The sequence below is a fragment of the Azospirillum humicireducens genome (assembly GCF_001639105.2).
Classification (GTDB): Bacteria; Pseudomonadota; Alphaproteobacteria; order Azospirillales; family Azospirillaceae; genus Azospirillum; species Azospirillum humicireducens.
In genome coordinates this window covers 2,394,904-2,414,894 of record NZ_CP015285.1, presented here as the reverse complement: position 1 = coordinate 2,414,894, position 19,991 = coordinate 2,394,904, and the positions used below count along the sequence as shown (strand labels likewise).

Genomic DNA, 19,991 nt, shown 5'->3' with positions numbered 1-19,991 from the left:
GGAATCAGAATGGCTAGTCGGGAGCCGTCATGTCTGGAACCGCCATGCCGCGCCGCACCGCCGGCCGGTCGGCCATGGCGTCGTGCCAGCGCTTCAGGTTGGGGAATCGCTCGAGCAGCCCGCCGCCCGCCACCGCCGCCGCGGCGATGAAGGGGAAGCAGGCGATGTCGGCGATGGAATAGGTGGCGCCGCCCAGATGCTCCGCGGCGCCCAGCCGGTCCTCCAGCGCCGAATAGCAGCGCATCAACTCGCCCTTGTACAGGTCGATGGCATGGGGGATGCGGTCGGGGGCGCGGGCGGCGAAGCGCTGCATGTCGATGGCGGTCGGGCCGAGGTCGCTGACGCCCAGCATGAACCAGCTCATCGCCTCCGCCCGCTCGTCCTCGTCCTCGGGCAGCAGGCGGCCGGTGCGCTCGGCGAAATGCAGCAGGATGGCGCCGGAGCCGAACAGGCGGCGCACCCGGCCGCCCGGCAGATCTTCCACCAGGGCGGGGATCTTGGTGATCGGGCTGATTGCCAGGAAATCGGGCCGCTTGTTCTCGCCGGCGGCGAGATCGACTCGGTGGACAGCGTAGGTCAGCCCGAGCTCCTCCAGCAGGATGGAGGCCTTGCGTCCGTTGGGCGTGGGAAAGCTGTAGAGCGTAAGCATGCGGTGACGGTCCCTGCGCTCTGCACGGGGCGTTTCCCCGGGAGCGATGGCACAGTCTGGCCGATTTGCGCGGCGAACGCCAGCGACAGCGCGGGCGATCTGGGGGCTCAGAACAGCAGGGCGCAGCCGTCCGGCTTCACGATGCGGATGGACGACGGCGGGTTCGCTGCCAGCTTGGACGCCGGACGGATCGGCCGGCGCACCAGCTCGCCCCCGCAGTTCGGGCAGCGTTGCCCCGGCAGAGCGGCACGGCAATCCGCGCAGAAGGTGCATTCGAAGGAGCAGATGTAGGCGGTCTCCGCCGCGGGCGGCAGGTCGCGGTCGCAGCATTCGCAGTTGGGGCGCAGGTCCAGCATGGCGCGGTCTCCGGTTTGGGATGCGCCATGAGGATAGCGGGGGACGCGGCGGGGGGAGAGTGGCGCGGTTGCCGATGGGCGTGAAGATCCTGCCAAAAGCGATGCGCCCTCGCCAGGACCGGCTACATCGCCTCCGCCCGGCGGCCGAAGAGGGCGCGCAGCTTGCGGCCGATGGTGCCGCCCAGCATGCCATGGCCGCCGCCGGCCTTGGGGAACCAGCCGGGGTCGTCGGTCTGGAAGCGGCGGATGACATGGACGAAGGCGTCGACCACGTCGGGGTCGAAGTCGCGCCCGGCGCGTTCGACGATCCAGGAGATCGCGTCCTCCACCGCCCAGGCGCTGCGGTACTGGCGGCTGGTGATCAGCGCGTCGAACACGTCGGCCACCGCCATGATGCGGGCGCCGATGGGAATGGCGTTGCCCTTCAGCCCTTCCAGATAGCCCGACCCGTCATAGCGCTCATGGTGGTAGCGTGCGATCTCCGCCGCGATGGACAGCAGTGACCGTCCACGCAGGGGCACCGCCGCCTCGGCCAGGATGCGGTGGCCGATCTCGGTGTGGCGCTGGATCATCTGCATGTCGATGCCGGTCAACTCGCCCGGCATGCCCAGCGTCTCGTCGGACACGCTCAGCATGCCGACATCGTGCAGCAAGGCGGCCAGCCCGACCTTCTCGACGAAATCGGCGTCCAGCTCGTCGCCGAACTTGCCGCGCCGGTGCAACTCGCGGGCGATGGACCCCACCAGCCTCTCGATGCGCTGCAGGTGGCCGCTGGCGGCGTTGTCCTTGTATTCGGCGAGCGCCCCCATCGCCAGGACGGTGGCCTTCTGCGAGGTGTTCAGCTCCTCGATCAGCAGGGCGTTCTCGAAGGCGATGGAGCATTTGTTGCGGAACAGCTCCAGCAGCTGCCATTCGCGGGCGCTGCCGTCGTTGCGGCCCTCGACATAGATCATGCCGGTGATGCCGCCGTTGGCGCGCAGGCGCAGCGCGCAGAAATCCGGCTCGATGATGGTTTCGCTGCTGGGCGACAGCCGCTCCAGCGCCGCCTCCACCCGCGGTTCGCCGAGCGCCGACACCTCCACATCCTTCCACTTGGCGAAGCGGCCGGTGGAGGCGCGCACGCGGATCTTGCGGTCGCGCGGCAGCGTGTCGCCCTGGATGCACAACAGCGCATGATGACCGATGCCGAGCAGCCCGACGACGCGCGGCAGGATGTTGGGGAACAGCACGTCTGGCGTGCGCATCTCCAGGAGGCCGGTGGTGGCGACCAGCATGCGGGCCAGCCCCTTGCGTCCGGCGGCCAGCGCCTGGAGGCTGGCGAAGGTGCGCAGCTGTCCGGTGACGGCGGCGCGGAGCGCTCGCGGCGTCAACTCCGCCTTCACGCGCCAATCGCCGACATCGTTGGCCGCGATCGCCTCGTCCTCCGCCGCCAGCTCTGGATTGCCGGCACAGACCAGGATGCGGGTGCGCTGGTTGCCGAGCTCGCGGCGCAGATGGGTGACCAGATCCAGCCCGGCCCGCTCGCTTTCCAGCGCGATCTCCAACAGGATCAGGGCTGTATCCGGATGTTGCTGCAGCGCGTTGCGTGCCTCGGCGGCGGAGGCGGCACCCACAAGCGCGACGCCCGCGCCTTCGATGGACAGTCCGTCCAGCGCTGCCCGCGATGTCGCCAGCAGCGACGGGTCGGGATCGACGACCAGAACCTTGAAGGGCGGTTTGGCGACCGGACCGGCCATCTCCGGCCGTGCATCGTCGTGGAGCATGGCATTCTCAGCGGTTGCGCGTGGGTGCTGCGCGTCCGCCAAAGTAATCCTATGCGGGAATTCATTCAACCGATGACGAAGGGGCGGCCACCGATATCCGCGCCTGCGACGATGTAGCGGGCCCGCGGCGCCGGACCGTGCCGTCCAGTCGGAAACGCCGGCGGCAGAGGCCGGTCCGCACCCTCAATCCGCAACGATGGCGGCCACCACCTCGGACGCGAGGAGGGTCGGATTGACCGGCTTGGAGATGACGCGCGTCACGCCCAGCCTGGCGAAGGCGGCGGCGGTCAATTCTGACGGAACCTTGTCCTCGATGGCCGACAGGATGACGACCGGCATTTCCGGCCGCAGGGTGCGTGCGGCCTTGATCACCTCGAACCCGTCATGGTCGGGCATGATGATGTCGGTCAGGACGAGGTCGAACTTCTCCACATACAGGATGCCGATGGCTTCCGGGGCGCTGGCGCACAGGGTCAGGTCATGACCCTCGCGGGTCAGGATCGCGCGGATCAGGTTGCGCGTGACCGGATCGTCTTCCACCACCAGCAGCTTGGCCATGCAAGTCCCCGTCGCGTTCATGCCGGGCGCAGATATAGCGTGAAGCCAAGGCTACGCCAGCGGCAATTTCATGACTCCCCATTGTCCTCAGGCCTGTGGAAATGTCACGCGGCGTGCAGAGCGGGCTGTGAGAAACGGTCCCGGCCGTGCCCGCCGGTCTTGGAATGGTCTGTCCGTTTGGGGTAGTGTCCGCCCGCACCCCACGGACCAACAACGAGCAGACGCAAGACCGATGTTGCTTCCCAACGCCGTCCGCCGACTTGCCGGGGCCGCCCTTGCCGGTTCTGTCCTCTCCGCCCTCTTCGCCGCCGCCCTGACTGCCGCGCCGGCCGCCGCAGCCGACCCGCGCCATCTCGGCACCTTCAAGGATTGGAACGCCTTCGCGTTCGAGGAGAAGGGGCAGAAGGTCTGCTACATCTCCAGCCAGCCCAAGAAGACGGAGCCGAAGGCCAAGCGCGGCGACATCTACGCGCTGGTGACCCATCGCCCGTCTGAAAAGACCCTGGACGTCGTCAGCATCATCGTCGGTTATCCGTTCAAGAAGGGCAGCGAAGCCGAGGTGTCGGTCGACGGCAAGGAGTTCAAGCTGTTCACCGACGGTGAGACCGCCTGGGCCCGCGATGCCGAGGGCGACCGCGCGGTGACGGCGGCGCTGCGCAACGGCAAGCAGATGGTGGTGAAGGGCGTGTCCGGCCGCGGCACCAGGACCACCGACACCTACAGCCTGGCCGGCGTCGGGCAGGCCTATGACGCCATCAACGAGGCCTGCGGCGTGAAGCGCTGATCGCCGCAGCAGTTTACTCGGGTTTTTTCCTTCGAGTCTTTTGACTCCGCACGCTCATGGCCCTATGTAATGGGGCCATGAGCGCCTCCAATCATGCCTCCGCCTTCGTTCTGCCGGCGACCGATGCCGACGGACGCAAGAACCTTGTCGGCCTGTCCCGCGAAGAGCTGGAAGCCGAGATGCTGGCCGTCGGCCTGGAAAAATTCCGGGCACGCCAGCTCTGGCACTGGATCTATCACCGCGGTTCCACCGATTTCGCCGAGATGACCACGCTGGCCAAGCCGGTGCGGGAAAAGCTGGCCGACGCCTATATCGTGGCGCGGCCGACGGTGGTGAAGGACCTGAAGTCGGCGGACGGCACCCGCAAGTGGCTGCTGCGCATGCCCGACGGCCAGGAGGTGGAGAGCGTCCATATTCCGGAGGAGGATCGCGGCACGCTCTGCGTCTCCTCGCAGGTGGGCTGCACGCTGACCTGCCGCTTCTGCCATACGGGCACGCAGCGCCTGGTTCGCAACCTGGATTCGGCGGAGATCGTCGCGCAGGTGATGCTGGCGCGCGACATGCTGGGCGAATGGCCGGCGCCGCCCGACGGGCGCATGCTGTCCAACATCGTCATGATGGGCATGGGCGAGCCGCTGTTCAATTACGACAACGTCGCCAAGGCGCTGAAGATCGTGATGGACGGCGACGGCATCTCGATCTCCAAGCGGCGCATCACCTTGTCGACCTCCGGCGTCGTGCCGATGATGGAGCGCTGCGGCCAGGAGCTGAACGTCAACCTCGCGGTCAGCCTGCATGCGGTGACCGACGAACTGCGCAACCTCATCATGCCCATCAACCGCAAATATCCGCTGCGGGATTTGATGGAGGCCTGCCGCAATTATCCCGGCCTGTCCAACGCCCGCCGCATCACCTTCGAATATGTGATGCTGAAGGGGATCAACGACACGCCGGCCGATGCGCGGGCGCTGGTGAAGCTGCTGGAAGGCATCCCGGCCAAGATCAACCTGATCCCCTTCAACGAATGGCCGGGCGCCCCCTATGAGCGGTCGACCGCACGGGCGATCCAGGTGTTCGGCGACATCGTCAACAATGCCGGCTATGCCAGCCCGGTCCGCACCCCGCGCGGCGAGGACATCATGGCCGCCTGCGGCCAGCTGAAGAGCGCCAGCCTGCGCATGACCGCCGCCGAGCGCGCCGCCATCGCCGCCGTCATTGCGGAGAAGGACGCGGCGCTGGCGTCGTGAGGGCCGATTGCAGGGCATTGCGAAAGGACGCTTCGACATGGCCGCGGAAGGCAGCGCAATGGGGATCGGACAAGGCGATCCGGTACCGGTGCCCTGCCGCCTGTGCGGTGCCGACAGCGTTCCCAGGTTCGAATTGCTGCTGATGGGGCGTCACCGGGCCGGCTTCTTCGAATGCATGGGCTGCGGATCGATGCAGACGGAAAAGCCGTACTGGCTGGCCGACGCCTATGCCGATCCTCGTCCTCTCACCGATGTCGGCATCGTCGCCCGCAGCTTCGATCTGTCGATGCGGGTGGACCTGATCCTGTCGATGCTCGGGGTCGGCGCGGATGCCGTCTGTCTCGACTGGGCCGGCGGCAACGGCCTGTTTGCAAGGATCATGCGGGACCGCGGTTGGAACGTCTTCCTGCACGAGCCCTATACGCCGAACTTCTATGTGCCCTTCCATTCCGCCGAACAGGCCGGCGTGGAGCGGGCGGACGTGGTCACCGCATTCGAGGTGCTGGAGCATCTGCCCGATCCGGCGCGCGACATCGAGGCGTTGTTCCGGTTCGATCCTGACATCCTGATCGTAACGACCGAGCTATACAGCGGACAGGACCGCAGCTGGTATTACTTCGGCGAGAACAACGGCCAGCATGTCTTCTTCTACAGCCGCAAAGGGTTGGAAACGATCGCGCGCCGGCACGGGCGCGGGCTGATCACCGCCGGATCGATGCATTTTCTGCTGCGCTCCAAACCGCGGCGCTGCGCCTATGGAATGGCGGAAATCCATGCGCTGGCCGCCTTGTTGGGGGATCCGGAGCGGCTGCATGCCAAGGCGATGGAGCGGATGTCGGACCACATGCGCTCTCCCTTCCGTCATGCCCTGCGCGACCATCAGGACATTCTCGCCCGGATGCAGGCGGGCGACCTGCCGGTCTGACCGGCGGGCCGCAGAAGGCGGCGACCGGATTGCGCCATCCCCGCCGTCTGTGACAGGGTGTCGCCACCCCCGCCAACCAGACCCGGTTCCAGCATCGGCATGCCCGCCCCCATCGAGGACATCATCGCCAAGGCGATCAAGGACGCCGACAAGTCCTTCTTCAACGAGGATTATGCCAAGCAGGCGAAGGCGGTGACCGCCGCGCTGAAGAAGGCGGGGTACGAGGTGGCGCCGCTGAAGCCGCCGCCCGGACTGGTCGAATGGGCCAAGGACAACATTCCGTTCGGGCGTCTGCGTCCGACTGAACTGATTACGCAAATGTACTCGATGATGGTCGAGAACGTGCGCCGCTTCGACAAGTAGCGGGACCCCAAGCGCGACAGCCTCCGACTGGCCGCTTCCGCTGGTATTACCACAGGACCGGAAGGCCGTTTCTTTTCAGCCACTTCCCGCGCTGCGCCAAAATCGTCACACCAGCACTTTCGGCCACCCCCCGCCGTTGACTCGGATGCTGCGTGAGCGTAATTCATTGCGCCAACCAATAGGACGGACAGCCGTCCAAAAAGGGCACGCACCACCCAGCCGCCGCGGCAATCGTCATGTTGCGCCGCGCCCGGCCGCGAACAGAGGACGACGCAATGGCAAACGGCAGCGGTCGGCCGCTCTCCCCGCACCTTCAAGTTTACAAACTCCCGTTGACCGCAGTCATGTCCATCACGCACCGCATCACGGGCGTGGGGCTGGCTGTGGGCACGCTTCTGCTGGTCTGGTGGCTGGTCGCCGCCGCCGCCGGGCCGGAGGCGTTCGCGCGCGCACAGGGCTTCGTCGGCTCCTTCTTCGGCCTGCTCCTGATGTTCGGCTGGTCGGCGGCGCTGTACTACCACCTGTGCAACGGCATCCGCCATCTGGTCTGGGACGCCGGCAAGTCGTTCGAGTTGACCGATGCCGACCGCAACAACAAGGTCGTCCTCGGCGCGACGGCAGTGCTGACCGTGCTGACCTGGATCGTCGGCCTGGCCGTGTGGTGAGGAGAATAAGACATGGCGTCCAATAGCAAGACCCTCCGTTCGCCGCTTCAGGTCGCGCGCGGTCTGGGTTCCGCCAAGCATGGCACCGAACACTGGTGGTCGCAGCGGCTGACCGCGATCGCGCTCGTCCCGCTGACCGTCTGGTTCGTCTTCGGCGTCATCCGCCATCTCGGTGCCGATCACGCCGCCTTCGTCGCCTGGATGAAGTCGCCCTTCTCGGCCGTGATGATGATCCTCACCGCCGTGGTCACCTTCCACCATGCCCAGTCCGGGCTCCAGGTGGTGATCGAGGACTACGTGCACGCCGAATGGCAGAAGATGGCGCTGATCATCGGCGTCAAGTTCCTGTCCTTCGCCCTGGCGGCCGCCTGCGTGCTGGCCGTCGTGAAGATCTTCATCGGAGCCTGACGACCATGGCGACCGCCTACAACATCATCGACCACACCTATGACGTCGTCGTCGTCGGCGCCGGCGGCGCCGGTCTGCGCGCCACCTTCGGCATGGCCGAAAAGGGCCTGAAGACCGCCTGCATCACCAAGGTGTTCCCGACCCGCTCCCACACCGTGGCGGCGCAGGGCGGCATCTCGGCCGCTCTCGGCAACATGGGCGAGGACGACTGGCGCTACCACATGTACGACACCGTCAAGGGGTCGGACTGGCTGGGCGACCAGGACGCCATCGAGTACATGTGCCGCGAGGCCATCCCGGCGATCATCGAGCTGGAGCACTATGGCGTGCCCTTCTCGCGCACGCCGGAAGGCAAGATCTATCAGCGCGCCTTCGGCGGCATGACCGCGCAGTACGGCAAGACCCAGGCCTACCGGACCTGCGCCGCCGCCGACCGCACCGGCCACGCCATCCTGCACACCCTCTACCAGCAGTCGCTGAAGCATGAGGCGGAGTTCTTCGTCGAGTACTTCGCGCTCGACCTCATCATGGAGGACGGCGTCTGCAAGGGTGTCTTGGCCTGGAACCTGGACGACGGCACGCTGCACCGCTTCCGCGGCCAGCTGGTGGTGCTGGCGACCGGCGGCTACGGCCGCGCCTACTTCTCGGCGACCTCGGCCCACACCTGCACCGGCGACGGCGGCGGCATGATCCTGCGCGCCGGCCTGCCGCTGCAGGACATGGAGTTCGTGCAGTTCCACCCGACCGGCATCTATGGCTCCGGCTGCCTCATCACCGAGGGCGTGCGCGGCGAGGGCGGCTACCTGACCAACTCCAACGGCGAGCGCTTCATGGAGCGCTATGCCCCGTCGGCCAAGGATCTGGCGTCGCGCGACGTCGTGTCCCGCTCGATGACCATCGAGATCCGCGAAGGCCGCGGCGTGGGTGAGCACAAGGACCACATCCACCTGCACCTGGAGCATCTGCCGCCGGAGATCATCCACCAGCGCCTGCCCGGCATCGCCGAGACGGCCAAGATCTTCGCCGGCGTGGACGTCACGAAGGAGCCGATCCCGGTTCTGCCGACCGTCCACTACAACATGGGCGGCATCCCGACCAACGTTCACTGCGAGGTGCTGTCGCCGACCGCTTCGAACCCGGACCAGGTGGTGCCGGGCCTGATGGCGATCGGCGAGGCGGCCTGCGTGTCGGTCCATGGCGCCAACCGCCTGGGCTCCAACTCGCTGCTCGATCTGGTGGTGTTCGGCCGTGCGGCTGCCATCCGCGCCGCCGAGATCGTCCAGCCGGGCAAGGCTCCGTCGGTCAAGCCGGATGCTTGCGACAAGGCGCTGGAGCGGTTCGACCGCATCCGCAACGCCAAGGGCTCGATCAAGTCGGCTGACCTGCGGCTGGAGATGCAGCGGACGATGCAGAACAACTGCGCCGTCTTCCGCACCGGCGAAGTCCTTGACGAAGGCGTCAAGAAGATCGACGCGGTCTATGCCAAGAAGGGCGAGATCGCCATTTCCGACCGTTCGCTGGTCTGGAACTCCGATCTGGTCGAGGCGCTGGAACTGGACAACCTGCTGGGCCAGGCAGTCGCCACCCTGCACTCCGCCCAGAACCGTCCGGAAAGCCGCGGCGCCCATGCCCGCGAGGACTATCCGAACCGCGACGACGAAGGCTGGATGAAGCACACCGTCATCTGGGTCGCGGACAATGGCGAGACGAAGATCGATTACCGCCCGGTCCATATGTACACGCTGACCGATGAGGTCGATGTCTTCCCGCCCAAGGCCCGCGTGTACTAAGGCCCGCCGGATAAAGGAAATCAGCCATGGTTGAATTCAACCTGCCAGCCAACTCCAAGGTCGGCGTCGGCAAGACCGTCAACGTCGCGAACGGCGCCAAGCGGGCCAAGACCTTCAAGATCTACCGCTGGAACCCGGACGACGGCCAGAACCCGCGCGTCGACAGCTATGTGGTCGACCTCGACAAGTTCGGGCCGATGATCCTCGACGCGATCATCTACATCAAGAACCAGGTCGACAGCACGCTGACCTTCCGGCGCTCCTGCCGCGAGGGCATCTGCGGGTCGTGCGCGATGAACATCGACGGCACGAACACGCTGGCCTGCCTGAAGGCGATCGAGGACGTGCCGGGCGACGTCAAGATCTATCCGCTGCCGCACATGCCGGTGGTGAAGGATCTGGTCCCCGACCTGAATCACGTCTATGCCCAGCTCGCCTCGATCAAGCCGTGGCTGCAGTCGCAGTCCCCGGCCCCGAGCCGCGAGCGGCTGCAGTCGCCGGAGGACCGCGCCAAGCTGGACGGCCTCTACGAGTGCATCCTGTGCTTCTGCTGCTCGACCTCGTGCCCCAGCTACTGGTGGAACGGCGACCGGTATCTCGGCCCGTCGATCCTGCTCCAGGCCTATCGCTGGATCGCAGACAGCCGCGACGAGATGACGGGCGAGCGCCTCGACAACCTCGAGGATCCGTTCCGTCTCTACCGCTGCCACACCATCATGAACTGCACCAAGGCGTGCCCGAAGGGTCTGAACCCCGCCAAGGCCATCGCCGAGATCAAGAAGCTGATGGTCGCGCGCCGCTGATCGCGGACCGCGTTTCGCGATACGAAAAGGCGCCCCCTCGGGGGCGCCTTTTTCATTGTGTGGCTTCAGGCGAAGTCCGGGTCGGTCGGACGCGACGGCGGCAGATCGTTGCCGGGGACCGGGCTGTCGGTGGTGCCGGGGCCGCCGGGGTCGGGCAGGTCGGGGGTGTCGGTGCCCGGCAGGTCGACGCCGGGGAGATCCTCGTGCGGTCCGGGAAATGGGCCGGAGGAGAGGTTGGACGGAGTGGCGCTGAGGCCGGGATCGGTGATCGGCATGAATGCTCTCCCTCTGCTGGTCGGTCGCGGTTGCGCGCTCTCCCCTATCAACGGCCGACTCCGCAATCCGCTCCCTTGCACGGGACGATTGCGTGCGGGCCGGTTGACCGGCGGCGGCGAGGGGGTATGCTCTTCGGGAGATCACCAACGACGACGAACCACCAATGGACGGCGCGAACCGGCGTCGCCCAGCGGGCAAACACATTTCTATCCAAGAGAAGGACCAATCATGGGCGGCATGGCAGGCCAGGCGTGGAGCTGGATCCAGGGCGAATGGGTGGAGGGCAATCCGCCGATCGTCGGACCGCTGTCCCACACGCTCTGGCTCTCTTCGACGGTCTTCGATGGCGCGCGCGCCTTCCAGGGCGTGGCCCCCGACCTGGACCTGCATTGCGCCCGCGCCATCCGCTCGGCCCTGGTTCTGGGACTGGAGCCGATGGTCACCGCCGGCGAGATCGAGGAGCTGTGCTGGGACGGCATCCGCCGCTTCCCCAAGGACGCCGAGCTGTATATCCGTCCGATGTTCTACGCCGATGACGGCTTCGTCGCCCCGGCGCCGGAGAGCACGCGCTTCGTCCTGTCGATCTACGAGGACCCGCTGCCGCAGCCGACCGGCTTCGCCGCCTGCATCTCCACCCGCCGCCGCCCGATCCCGACCATGGCCCCGACCGAAGCCAAGGCCGCCTGCCTGTATCCCAATGCCGGGCTGGCGCTGACCGAGGCGCGCAAGCGCGGCTTCCAGAATGCCATCATGCTGGACGCCATCGGCAATGTGGCGGAGTTCGCCACCTCCAACATCTTCATCGCCAAGGACGGCGTGGTGCGCACCCCGGTGCCGAACGGCTGCTTCCTGAACGGCATCACCCGCCAGCGCATCATCGCCCTGCTGCGGGGCGACGGCGTGACGGTGGAGGAATGCACCCTGACGCCCAAGGACGTGCTGGAGGCCGACGAGGTCTTCTCCACCGGCAACCACGCCAAATGCGTGCCGGTGATCAAGGTGGAGGACCGCAGCCTCGCGGCCGGTCCGATCTTCCAGCGGGCGCGGGCGCTCTATTGGGAATATGCGTTCCGCTGATCGAGCAGCGCCACCGCTGCCCGGCGGTGATGGGCCAGCGTGGCGGCCAGACGGGCCAGCCACGCGTCGGTCCTGCAGGTTGCGGCGGTCAATGCGCGGCGACGCCGGGCGGTGGCGAGGCGCGCCTCGGCCGCGAGGTCCGTGTGCAGGCGGAGCGCTGCGGTGCGCTTTATGGCGTTGGCGCGGGCGGCACCGCCGAGCAAAGCGGTACGCAGCTCGGGCGTCGGCGGGCGGGCGTCATGGGTGCGGTGAAGGCTGTCCAGGCTTGCGGCGCGGTCCATGGAATGGACGGTAGCGCCTGCCGGGGTGGATGGTAAAGGGAAATTTTCCTAGGAAGGGTTGGGGGTGCGAGAGGCTTTTGCCCCCTCCCTAACCCTCCCCCACCGTCGGTGGGAGAGGGGACTGCCGCCGCTCCGTTGGATAACTCCCGCAAGCGTCCTACCCCCTCTCCCTCGAAGAGGGGGAGGGATGGGGAGGGGGCTAACGTCGCTCTACGCTCACTGGCTCGCCCAGATGATCCGCGCCATCCAGGCGACATCAGACAGCGGGATGCTGCGATCGGGGTGGGCCCGGTTGATCGACAGAAGCTCGATCTTGGTGGCCGTCTCGCGGATCAGCTGCTTGGCCATCACCTCGCCGCCCTTGGTGCGGACGACGACGCGGTCGTTGCGGCGGATTTGCGCCGCTGGCGAGACGATGATGGTATCGCCGTCGCGATAGACCGGCTCCATGCTGTCGCCGGAAATCTCCAGCGCATAGGCATGCGGGTCGCCCAGGCTGGGGAAGAGCAGTTCGTCCCAGCCGCTTCCGGCGGGGAAGCCGGCGTCGTCGAAATAGCCGGCCGATCCGGCCTGGGCATAGCCGATCACCGGAACCCGCTGCAGCGGGGTGGTGCCGGCGCCGTCACCGACCAGCGACACGAATTCCGACAGAGACGCGCCGGTGGCGTCCAGCACCTTGGAGATGCTCTCCGTCGATGGCCAGCGCAGCTTGCCGTCGCTGGTCGTGCGCTTGCTCTTGTTGAAGGTCGTCGGGTCCAGTCCGGCGCGCCGCGCCAGCCCGGAGGCGGAGAGCCCGTGCTGTGCCGCGAGGCGGTCGATGGCCCGCCAGATGTCCGTATGTTTCAGCATGGGACGATAATCTCATAAACGCGCGACATCGTCCCTAGGAACTTTTTCATAAATCTATTGACCGCGCCCATCGGCCGGAACATAACGCAAACAGATGGCGCGGCCGCAATCCCGGCCCGGCGCCGCTCTCTTTCGAAAATCCGAAGCCGCAAGGAGACCAGCATGCTGAGTCCGGCCGCCCCCGCTTTGCCTGTCGCCCGCCTGTCCCGCGCCGTCCCCCTGAGTGCGGAGCCTTACCGCGCCGATGGCGAACCCTTCGCCGGGGCGGAGGAGGCGTGGTTCTGGGCGGTGCAGGCGCAGGACGCCAAGGCGGCCGGCGCACGCGTCGCCGCCGGGCGCGGGCTGGTCGAGCGGCCTTGCGAACCGCAGGATGTGCTGCGCGTGGTCGACCGGCTCTACCGGACGCGCAAACTGCTGCGCGACCACCTGCATGTCCTGGTCCATTACGGCCGCCGCCAGAGCGCGCCGGAGCCAGACCGCTTCCGTGAACAGCGCGCCCACTCCCTGTGGCAGGAGGCCTTCGCCGCCATCGCGCCCGCCTTGCGCGACAAGGGCATCGCGCGATGACGGCGACTCCGACCGCCTGGGTGGTCTATCGCGGGGAGTCGCCGCTGTGGTGGCTGCGGCTGCTCAGGCCGGGCTTCCGCCATTGCCTGGTTCTGCTGAACGACGGGCGGCGCTGGGTGGCGGTCGATCCGCTGGCGGGCTTTACCGACGTTGCGGTGCTGGAGCTGCCGGCCGACTTCGACCTGCCGGGCTGGTACCGCGCCCAGGGGCTGACGGTCGACCCCGCCCCGCTGCGCCGCCCCGACGGCCCCGCCCCCTGGGGGCCCTTCACCTGCGTCGAGGCGGTCAAGCGACTGATCGGCCTGCGCGCCCGCTGGGTGCTGACCCCCTGGCAACTGCACCGCCACCTGACCGGAGGAACCCGCCGATGCCCACGTCCCCAGCCGTGAAACCCGCCATCCGCCAAAAGAAGGAGCTGTCGGAGCCGGAGGCCCTGCTGGAGCGTTACCGCGTCGCCCGCGAACGCCGGGCGGTTTGGGAAAGCCATTGGCAGGATTGCTACGATCATGCGCTGCCGAACGGCCGGCCCTTCCGCGGCGGCGGTACGCCGGGCGAGCGGCGCGTCGACCGCCTGTTCGACGGCACCGCTCCCGATGCGGTGGAGCAGCTGGCCGCCAGCCTGCTGTCGGAGCTGACGCCGCCCTGGTCGCGCTGGTTCGGCTTCCAGCCCGGTCCGGCGCTGGCCGGGGCGGAGCGTGACCGCATCGCCCCGCTGCTCGACCGGGCGGCCGGGATCGTCCAGGCCCATTTCGACCGCTCCAACTTCGCGGTGGAGGTCCATCAGGCCTTCCTCGATCTCGTCACCGTCGGCACCGCCAGCCTGCTGATGGAGGAGGCGGCACCCGGCGCCCCGTCCAGCCTGCGCTTCACCGCGGTGCCGCTTGCCGAAGCGGTGCTGGAGGAGGGGCCGGACGGCCGGCTGGACGCCACCTTCCGCCGCAGCGAGGCGACGCTGGCCCAGATCCTCCAGCGCTTCCCCGGTGCGGACCTGCCCGACGAACTGCGCAAGCGGTCGGCCGACGAACCCGACAGCCGTTTTCCGCTGGTCGAGGCAGTGTTGCCCGACGGCACGGCCTATCGCTGGGCGGTGGTGCTGGACAGCGGGCTGGCCGAGCCGTCCTGGCTGGCGCAGGGGCGCTTCGCCCAGTCGCCCTTCGTCAATTTCCGTTGGCTGAAGGCGCCGGGCGAAACCTATGGCCGCTCGCCGGTGATGAAGGCGCTGCCCGACATCAAGACCGCCAACAAGGTGGTGGAGCTGGTGCTGAAGAACGCCTCCATCGCCGTCACCGGCATCTGGCAGGCGGAGGATGACGGGGTGCTGAATCCCGCCACCGTCCGGCTGGTGCCCGGCACCATCATCCCGAAGGCCATGGGGTCGGCCGGGCTGACGCCGCTGGCCAATCCCGGCCGGTTCGACGTGTCGCAGCTGGTGCTGGACGATCTGCGCGGGCGCATTCGCCACGCGCTTCTGGCCGACCGGCTGGGACCGGTGGAGTCGGCGCGCATGACCGCAACCGAGGTGCTGGAACGCTCGGTGGAGATGGCCCGTCTGCTCGGCGCCACCTATGGCCGGCTGCAGGCGGAGCTGATGACGCCGCTTCTGCTGCGCGCGGTGGCGATCCTGCGCCGGCGCGGCGAGATCCCCGACATCACGGTGGATGGCCGTCTGGTGGAGTTGCAGCACCGCTCCCCGCTCGCCCAGGCGCAGGCGCAGCGCGACGTCCAGGCGGCCCTGCGCTGGCTGGACAGCGTGACGGCGTTGGGGCCGGACGCCGGGAGCGCCGTGGACGCGGCTTCCACCGCCCGCTGGCTGGGCGAGGCCTTCGGCGTTCCGGCCCAGCTGATGCGGGCGGAGACCGGGGCCGCCCCCGTTCCGGCCCCCGCCCCCTATGCCGGGCCGTCCAATGGCTGAGCCGCCGATGAACGAACGGGCCGGCTGGGATTGGCTGGAGGCGCCGCTCCCGACCGCTCCGATCCCCGGCGCGGCGGGCGAGACCGATCCGGCGCCCAGCTTCGCCCGTTGCTTCTCCGGCGGCGACGGCACGCGGGTGCTGGCGGTGCTGCGGGCGATGACGCTCGACCGCGCGCTGGGACCCGACGCGACGGAAGCCGCTCTGCGCCACCTCGAAGGACAGCGCCAGCTGGTCGCCACCATCCTCGCGCTGGTCGCGCGCGGGCGGACGGGATGACCGGCGGAATCTCCTTCCCCCATTCCCTATCCTGCAGGAGTTGATGATGGCCGACATTCTGCTGACCGAGGCACCCGCCGCCGCACCCGCCGCCGCACCCGCCGCCGCACCCGCCGCCGACCCGGTTCCGCCGCTGGCGATTCCCGAGAAGTTCCGCGATCCCAAGACCGGCGCGTTGCGCGTCGAGGCGCTGCTGAAGTCCTATCTGGAGCTGGAGCGCCGGCTTTCCCAATCCCAGCAGCAGCAACCGGCCGGGCCGGCCATGGCGCCTCCCGACCCCGCCTCCGTCGATCCGGCCAGCCTCGATCCGGCGCAGCTTCGCCGTCTGCTGGGTGCGCCGGACTCGGCGGATGGCTATTGCATCGCCTGCGACCATGGCCTGTTCCAGCCGGACCCCGAGATCAACGGCCGCCTGTTCGACGCCGGCTACACCCCTGCGCAGGCGCAGCTTCTGTACGATCTGGCCGCCGAGCGGATGGTTCCGCTGATCCAGACCGTCGCCGCCGAGTTCCAGGCGGAACGCGAGGTCGAGCGGCTGGTTGCCCGCTTCGGCGGGGAGGAGCGCTGGCGCGAGGTCTCGCGGCAACTGCTGGCCTGGGCCGGCAAGACCCTGCCGCCGGCCGCGGTCGAGGGGCTGGCGACCTCCTACGAAGGTGTCATGGCCCTCTATTCCATGATGACCGGCAGCGAGCCGTCCGCCCTGTCGATGGCGGAATCCCGCCCCGGCGGCGGGGGTGGCGAGGCGGAGCTGCGCACCCTGATGCGTGATCCCCGCTATTGGCGGGACCGTGACCCGGCGGTGATCGCCCGCGTCACCGAAGGCTTCCAGCGGCTCTATCCCGGCCAGGGCTGAGGCGGGGCGGGGCGGTAAAGCGCTGACGCTCAACATCGACCGCCCCTTGCCCGGCAGCCTTTTCCGTTTCGGCGGAGGGTGCTGCCGGGCAAGCCGGCTTGAAACATCGCTGCCCATGATCGCTAAGATTGCTTCAGCGAGGCAATGCGCCGCAGTCTGCAACCTTCGTATCGATTGGACAGCCATCTGTTGCGCATGCGAAGAAAAAATAATATTGCACGATTGAAACGAAGCGGTCACTTTCCCCAAACGACTAACCATCCGTTAATCGAACGGATAAGAGAGCGACGCCAGGCACGATGACGCTGCGCCGCAAGATTCGTTGGCTGACCTGGATCGGCGTGATCGGCTGCCTGATGGCGGCGATCCCGGCGCTCTACCTGTTGCGCCAGGGCATGATCGCCGAACGGGGGCAGGTCGCGGCCGCGCTGGTCGAGTCCGCGGGTGGGCTTCTGCGCGATCTGGACCGGTCGGCCTCGTCGGGCGCCCTCTCGGCCGAGGAGGCGCGAGACCGGGCGCTGACGGCCTTGCGGGCGCTGGCGGCCAAGCCTTTCCATGTCACGATTTTCACGGACGGCGTCGTTCCGCCCGGCTGGCCGCCGATTGGCCGCTCGGTGACGGCCGAGGGCCGGTTCGAACCCTGGGGATGGGCGATCGCCGCCGCCGGCGACGTCGGCGATCTCGACCGCGACTTCCTGATGGAGGCGTCGGGTTTCCTGTTGTTCCTGGCGGTGTTGCTGGTGCTGAGCTGGCCCGGATCGCTGTTCCTGTCGCAGCATGTCGTCGGTCCGCTGGAAATGCTGTCCGACCGCATGCGCCTGCTGACGGAGGGGCGGACCGACATCGACATTCCCGGCCGCGAGCGCCGCGACGAATTCGGCGCCATGGCCCGCGCCATGGAGTTCTTCCGCCGCGCGGCCATCGCCCTGATCGAACGGGACGAGCGGCTGGCCGGCATCATGAACAATGTCAGCGAGGCGATCCTGCTGGTCGATTCGGGTGGCCGGATCGAGGAGCACAATCCCGCCGCCGTCGCCCTGCTCGGCGTTCCTGCCGAAATGCTGCGCGGGCGTCCGTTGTCGAGCCTGTTCGCCGCCTCCGACCGCGCACGGATCGATTCGCTGCTGGCTGCCATGGCTGGTGATGCGGCGGCGGCGGCGCCGGTGCGGGAACAGGCGCTGGTGATCGAACGGCCCGGCGGCGGCCGGATCGATGCTTCGCTCAGCGTCTCGCCGCTGGTGGTGCGGGGGCGGCGCGGCTTCGTCTGCGCGCTGGCCGACGTGACCGACCGGCTGCGGCACGAACGCGAGCTGATGCGGCTGGCCACCCGCGACCGGCTGACCGGCCTGCCCAACCGGGCGATGATCGAAACGCTGCTGGAAACGGCGGTGGAGCGCAGCCATCGCGACCGCCGCCCCTTCGCCGTGCTGTGCCTGGATCTGTCGCGCTTCAAGCTGATCACCGACACGCTGGGCCATCAGGCCGGCGATGCGCTGTTGCAGGAGGTGGCGCGGCGGATGGCCGCCGCCGTCCGCCCGGACGATCCGGTCGGCCGCATCGGCACCGACGATTTCGCCGTGATCGTCGAGGAGATCCGCGGCGCCCAGGAAGCTGCCGCCATCGCCGAACGCATTCTCGACTCCTTCGATTCTCCGGTGACGCTGCCGGGCTGCGAGCATTATGTCCGCCCGGCGGTGGGCATCGCCGTCTACCCCGACGATCTGGCCGGGGCTGCGGGCTGGGACGCGGCGGCGGACGTCATGGACCCGCAGGCGTTGCTTCGCGCCGCCGAGACGGCGCTCTATGCCGCCAAGCGGATGGGCGGCCGCCGTCATGCCTTCTTCCGCCCCGAACTGGCCGAACAGGCGCGGCGCCAGCTGGCGTTGGACGGCGACCTGCGCGCGGCGCTGGCGCTGAAGCAGTTCCGCCTGCATTACCAGCCGAAGGTGTCGCTGATCGACTTTTCCCTGGAGGGGTTCGAGGCGCTGCTGCGCTGGGAGAAGCCGGGGCAGGGCCGGGCAACGATGATCCCGCCCGGCGAGTTCATTCCCGTGGCCGAGGAGACCGGCTTCATCGTGCCGCTCGGCGACTGGGTGCTGGACGAGGCCTGCCGGCAGATGCGCGAGTGGCTCGATGCGGGCATGGAGCCGGTGCCGGTCGCCGTCAACATCTCGCCCAAGCATCTGCGCAACCGCAGCGCCGAGGATTTCCGCCGGATCATCGACCGCCATGGCCTGCCCCCCGGACTGATCGGAGATCACCGAGGGCGCCGTGATGCAGGACCTCGACCATGCGCTGAGCGTGCTGGCGGCGCTGAAGGCGATGGGGATCCGGGTGGCGGTGGACGATTTCGGCACCGGCCATTCGTCCTTGAGCTATCTGAAGCGGCTGCCGATCACCACGCTGAAGATCGACCGCTCCTTCATCAACGGCGTGCCGAACGAGCGCGAGGATGCCGGCATCGTGTCCACCATCATCGCCATGGCCGACATGCTGGGCCTGCATGTGGTGGCCGAAGGGGTGGAGAAGACCGAGCAGGCCAATTTCCTGCGCCATCACAACTGCACCCAGGTGCAGGGCTGGCTGACCGGCCGTCCGGTGCCGGCGGACGCCGCCCGCGGCCTGCTGATGGAGCGGTTGCGCCGGATCGCGTGATCAGGGGGGCGCTTCCTTGCCGGTCACCGTCTTGCGCCTCTGGCGCGGGACGGTCAGTTCGGCCAGGGTGACGGGGCGGAAACTCCAGACATCGACGCCGACATCGATCTGCCGCGGCTGCGGCTTCAATTGGCCGTGACTGTGGCCGTGCAGGTTCAGCGCCTTGCGGTGCATGCCGTTCCAGGTGCGGAAGGCGTAATGGCACATCACCAGGTCGACGCCGTCCAGCGTCAGTTCGGCGTAGTGCCGAACGCTGGACCAGCCGGGCAGTGCCAGCGTGGCCGGGCCGTCATTGTTGCCGACGATCAGATGTTTGGTGCCGTTCAGCCGGCCGAGCAGCTCCGCCATGGCCTCCGGCCGCATGTGCAGGGCGAAGTCGCCGAGGTGCCAGACCTCGTCGCCGGGGCCGACGGTGGCGTTCCAGTTGGCCTCCATCGCCGCGTCCATCTCGGCCGTGGAGTCGAAGGGGCGGCGGAAGCGCCCGCGGGCGCCGCCATGGCCGAAATGGGTATCGGAAGTGAAATAGACCGTCATCGACCGGTCAACGCCGCCGCGCGGCGGGCGGTTCCCTGCATCAGGGGCTCGCCCGCCGCGCGCCGCTTCGCAGGCTTCAGTGCTTGTGGTCGTCCGCCGCCGGATCGAGGAAGCGGTGCAGATGGACGATGTAGTAGCGGGTGTGGGCGTCGTCGATGGTCTGGCCGGTGGCGCCGCGCCATGCCTTGTAGGCCTCCTCGTAGCTCGGGAAGATGCCGACGATGTGCAGCTTCGACGGATCGACGAACTGGTCCGAGTCCGGACGCACGAGTTCGCCGCCGAACACGAGGTGGAGGAGCTGTTTGTCGGGCATGGCCTTTGAATCCTTGTAACCGGGGGGTGAGGGGGATTGTGGCTGTCTTTGCGCCGGCAGGCCGGCTGATGCGTCGCGTTCTCATA

At 68.1% G+C, this 19,991-nt stretch carries 24 protein-coding genes; 15 read left to right on the top strand and 9 right to left on the bottom strand.

Going from position 1 to position 19,991, the window contains the following annotated elements:
• Positions 1–13: 13 nt before the first annotated feature.
• The 4 genes from A6A40_RS11330 to A6A40_RS11315 form a co-directional block, all read right to left on the bottom strand.
• Complete coding sequence (locus A6A40_RS11330) at positions 14–649, bottom strand: glutathione S-transferase family protein (RefSeq protein ID WP_063635488.1); 636 nt, start codon at positions 647–649, stop codon at positions 14–16.
• Positions 650–756: 107 nt separating this feature from the next.
• A complete protein-coding gene (locus A6A40_RS11325; protein WP_063635487.1) occupies positions 757–1,005 on the bottom strand; it encodes a DUF1272 domain-containing protein in 249 nt (82 codons plus the stop codon).
• 122 nt (positions 1,006–1,127) lie between these two features.
• The gene (locus A6A40_RS11320) at positions 1,128–2,768 is read right to left on the bottom strand and encodes an HD domain-containing phosphohydrolase (protein ID WP_063635486.1); all 1,641 of its coding nucleotides are present in this window, start codon (positions 2,766–2,768) and stop codon (positions 1,128–1,130) included.
• 183 nt (positions 2,769–2,951) lie between these two features.
• Positions 2,952–3,326 carry a response regulator gene (locus A6A40_RS11315; RefSeq protein WP_063635485.1) on the bottom strand — a complete coding sequence of 125 codons (375 nt, stop codon included), beginning with the start codon at positions 3,324–3,326 and terminating at the stop codon, positions 2,952–2,954.
• Between the two features lie 232 nt (positions 3,327–3,558).
• On the opposite strand from A6A40_RS11315, the gene A6A40_RS11310 reads away from it, so the two are divergent.
• From A6A40_RS11310 to A6A40_RS11275, 8 genes are all read left to right on the top strand, one after another.
• Entirely contained in the window at positions 3,559–4,110 is a 552-nt protein-coding gene (locus A6A40_RS11310; RefSeq protein ID WP_082860786.1) for an invasion associated locus B family protein, read from the top strand.
• 77 nt (positions 4,111–4,187) lie between these two features.
• Positions 4,188–5,357: a dual-specificity RNA methyltransferase RlmN gene (gene rlmN, locus A6A40_RS11305; protein ID WP_063635484.1), complete on the top strand. Its 1,170-nt coding sequence runs from the start codon at positions 4,188–4,190 to the stop codon at positions 5,355–5,357.
• A gap of 58 nt (positions 5,358–5,415) precedes the next feature.
• Positions 5,416–6,282, top strand: coding sequence for a class I SAM-dependent methyltransferase (locus A6A40_RS11300; RefSeq protein ID WP_211112033.1), 867 nt, complete (start codon positions 5,416–5,418; stop codon positions 6,280–6,282).
• A gap of 99 nt (positions 6,283–6,381) precedes the next feature.
• Entirely contained in the window at positions 6,382–6,645 is a 264-nt protein-coding gene (locus tag A6A40_RS11295) for a hypothetical protein (protein ID WP_063635482.1), read from the top strand.
• Between the two features lie 275 nt (positions 6,646–6,920).
• Positions 6,921–7,310, top strand: a complete 390-nt coding sequence (sdhC, locus tag A6A40_RS11290; RefSeq protein ID WP_063635481.1) for a succinate dehydrogenase, cytochrome b556 subunit — start codon at positions 6,921–6,923, stop codon at positions 7,308–7,310.
• A gap of 12 nt (positions 7,311–7,322) precedes the next feature.
• On the top strand, positions 7,323–7,718 hold the full coding sequence (gene sdhD, locus A6A40_RS11285) for a succinate dehydrogenase, hydrophobic membrane anchor protein (RefSeq protein ID WP_042701290.1): 396 nt from the start codon (positions 7,323–7,325) through the stop codon (positions 7,716–7,718).
• A gap of 5 nt (positions 7,719–7,723) precedes the next feature.
• Entirely contained in the window at positions 7,724–9,508 is a 1,785-nt protein-coding gene (gene sdhA, locus A6A40_RS11280) for a succinate dehydrogenase flavoprotein subunit (protein ID WP_063635480.1), read from the top strand.
• Between the two features lie 26 nt (positions 9,509–9,534).
• Positions 9,535–10,311 carry a succinate dehydrogenase iron-sulfur subunit gene (locus A6A40_RS11275; protein WP_042701283.1) on the top strand — a complete coding sequence of 259 codons (777 nt, stop codon included), beginning with the start codon at positions 9,535–9,537 and terminating at the stop codon, positions 10,309–10,311.
• Between the two features lie 65 nt (positions 10,312–10,376).
• On the opposite strand, the gene A6A40_RS11270 is transcribed toward A6A40_RS11275, so the two are convergent.
• Positions 10,377–10,586 (bottom strand): hypothetical protein, encoded by a 210-nt coding sequence (locus A6A40_RS11270; RefSeq protein ID WP_063635479.1) that lies wholly within the window; start codon positions 10,584–10,586, stop codon positions 10,377–10,379.
• A gap of 229 nt (positions 10,587–10,815) precedes the next feature.
• Between A6A40_RS11270 and A6A40_RS11265 the strand changes: the two genes are divergently transcribed.
• Positions 10,816–11,664 carry a branched-chain amino acid aminotransferase gene (locus A6A40_RS11265; protein WP_063635478.1) on the top strand — a complete coding sequence of 283 codons (849 nt, stop codon included), beginning with the start codon at positions 10,816–10,818 and terminating at the stop codon, positions 11,662–11,664.
• Here the strand turns inward: A6A40_RS11265 and A6A40_RS11260 are convergent.
• Positions 11,640–11,945, bottom strand: coding sequence for a hypothetical protein (locus tag A6A40_RS11260; RefSeq protein WP_063635477.1), 306 nt, complete (start codon positions 11,943–11,945; stop codon positions 11,640–11,642). The genes A6A40_RS11265 and A6A40_RS11260 overlap by 25 nt on opposite strands.
• Before the next feature lie 216 nt (positions 11,946–12,161).
• Positions 12,162–12,794: a S24 family peptidase gene (locus A6A40_RS11255; RefSeq protein WP_063635476.1), complete on the bottom strand. Its 633-nt coding sequence runs from the start codon at positions 12,792–12,794 to the stop codon at positions 12,162–12,164.
• A gap of 162 nt (positions 12,795–12,956) precedes the next feature.
• Here A6A40_RS11255 and A6A40_RS11250 point away from each other — a divergent pair, with 162 nt between their 5' ends.
• The 6 genes from A6A40_RS11250 (at position 12,957) to A6A40_RS11225 (ending at position 19,129) form a co-directional block, all read left to right on the top strand.
• Positions 12,957–13,361, top strand: a complete 405-nt coding sequence (locus tag A6A40_RS11250) for a hypothetical protein (RefSeq protein ID WP_063635475.1) — start codon at positions 12,957–12,959, stop codon at positions 13,359–13,361.
• Complete coding sequence (locus tag A6A40_RS11245) at positions 13,358–13,750, top strand: hypothetical protein (RefSeq protein WP_063635474.1); 393 nt, start codon at positions 13,358–13,360, stop codon at positions 13,748–13,750. The genes A6A40_RS11250 and A6A40_RS11245 overlap by 4 nt, the downstream gene beginning before the upstream one ends.
• Entirely contained in the window at positions 13,729–15,273 is a 1,545-nt protein-coding gene (locus tag A6A40_RS11240) for a portal protein (RefSeq protein ID WP_063635473.1), read from the top strand. The genes A6A40_RS11245 and A6A40_RS11240 overlap by 22 nt, the downstream gene beginning before the upstream one ends.
• Complete coding sequence (locus tag A6A40_RS11235) at positions 15,266–15,550, top strand: Bbp19 family protein (protein WP_063635472.1); 285 nt, start codon at positions 15,266–15,268, stop codon at positions 15,548–15,550. The genes A6A40_RS11240 and A6A40_RS11235 overlap by 8 nt, the downstream gene beginning before the upstream one ends.
• 43 nt (positions 15,551–15,593) lie before the next feature.
• Positions 15,594–16,403 (top strand): capsid assembly protein, encoded by an 810-nt coding sequence (locus tag A6A40_RS11230; protein ID WP_236783645.1) that lies wholly within the window; start codon positions 15,594–15,596, stop codon positions 16,401–16,403.
• A gap of 299 nt (positions 16,404–16,702) precedes the next feature.
• Entirely contained in the window at positions 16,703–19,129 is a 2,427-nt protein-coding gene (locus tag A6A40_RS11225; RefSeq protein WP_472240279.1) for a putative bifunctional diguanylate cyclase/phosphodiesterase, read from the top strand.
• Here A6A40_RS11225 and A6A40_RS11220 read toward each other — a convergent pair.
• Together A6A40_RS11220 and A6A40_RS11215 are read right to left on the bottom strand one after the other, a co-directional pair.
• Positions 19,059–19,592, bottom strand: a complete 534-nt coding sequence (locus A6A40_RS11220; RefSeq protein WP_063635471.1) for a metallophosphoesterase family protein — start codon at positions 19,590–19,592, stop codon at positions 19,059–19,061. The two genes, A6A40_RS11225 and A6A40_RS11220, sit on opposite strands and share 71 nt — an antisense overlap.
• Positions 19,593–19,668: 76 nt before the next feature.
• Positions 19,669–19,905 carry a DUF4170 domain-containing protein gene (locus tag A6A40_RS11215; protein WP_063635470.1) on the bottom strand — a complete coding sequence of 79 codons (237 nt, stop codon included), beginning with the start codon at positions 19,903–19,905 and terminating at the stop codon, positions 19,669–19,671.
• Between the last annotated feature and the right edge of the window lie 86 nt (positions 19,906–19,991).